Here is a 1,285-nt window from a genome sequence, read left to right as displayed (position 1 = left end):
TTGCCTTCATCATCGTAACGGCGCAATGCGATGGCATTGCTGAAGCTGTTAGATTGTTCGAACGAACGCATTTGTTTTTCAGTCATCGGTCCTCCTTGCACAGCAAGACTTTGTTTTGAAGCCTCACTTAAGCTATTTAGATAACCGTCATCTTTTGCGCACAAATAACGCTTAGCGGCTACGTGCAATCGAATCGGGTCTGTGATCTGTTTCGGAAACAACGTATCAAGCATGGTTACGCCGACCCGCTCGTGGTGAAAGTCTTGTTCGTAATTTGCGTTATGTTCATAGGCGTGAAAGTGGCCAATATCGTGCAACAAGGCTGCCGCAATCAGAGCATCACCTGCATCCTCTTGTTCTGCTAGTGTTGCGCATTGGCGCATATGTAGGCTTTGCGAGACACCTTCGCCATAGTGCTCGTTGCCATATTGTTCGAATAAACTAAATAGCTCGTCGATGCTTTTTAACGCGATTGCCTCGCTCATGGGCGCTCTCCCCTCATAAGGCGTGCATTGATACGCTCGATCACATTTGGGAGCTCGGCGACGCTATCGATAATGTAGTGCGGGTTTACTTTGGCGAGTTTTTCTTCGGCACCTTGTCTTAGGTTTGACTGTTCTTCCTGATTGAGCGCTTCCCACTGCGCTTGTCGCAGTCCAAGGGCGTTGCCTGAAATGGATACACCAACTGTCCACATGCCAGCATGGCGGCCTTCCTCTAGTCCCGTTTCAGTGTCATCAACTTTTATACAAGTCGCCGCGTCAAGTATACCGAGCTCTTCCATGACTGCTTGCGCCATATATGGGTAAGGACGCCCCTTGCTAACTTGTGTAGCGCATACATTCGACTGGGTAGTGAAACCTTGTTGCTCGGCTGTTTTTGCAACTAAGGCGTACATCTCTTCGTTGTAACCAGTATTCGAGCCGATTTTGATCTTTTTGTCCTTAAGGTAGGCCATCGTATCTAAACAGCCCGGGATGACCTGACTAAACTCTTGGATTGTCTCTAATTGCAGTGGTAGAAACTCATGGTATAAGCGTTGTACATCTTTTTCAGATGGGCTTCTTTGATAAAGAGTCTCCCACTGCTGTGCAATCTTTGGCATGGCGAGCATTTGTCGAATGTGCTCGCTCTTCTCTGTGCCCATTGGAGCGCGACAGTCAGCATCGCTAACCGTAATGTCTTCATGTTCGAATAAAGCTTTGAACGCTTCTATCGGTGCGACAGAACCGAAATCAACAGTGGTGCCTGCCCAATCAAAAATGGCGGCTTGAACAGTGTTATT

Annotated in this window: 2 protein-coding genes; both read right to left on the bottom strand. The window is 47.9% G+C overall.

Going from position 1 to position 1,285, the window contains the following annotated elements; genetic code table 11:
* Positions 1-485 (bottom strand): HD domain-containing protein (locus tag A3738_RS22025; protein WP_068763855.1); only part of this gene is annotated, 485 nt, incomplete at its 3' end.
* The coding region (gene phnX / locus A3738_RS22020; RefSeq protein WP_082890107.1) for a phosphonoacetaldehyde hydrolase at positions 482-1,285 on the bottom strand (804 nt) is incomplete at its 5' end. The genes A3738_RS22025 and phnX, both read right to left, overlap by 4 nt.

It is taken from the genome of Oleiphilus sp. HI0066 (assembly GCF_001635725.1).
This window is presented reverse-complemented; position numbering and strand designations above follow the sequence as displayed.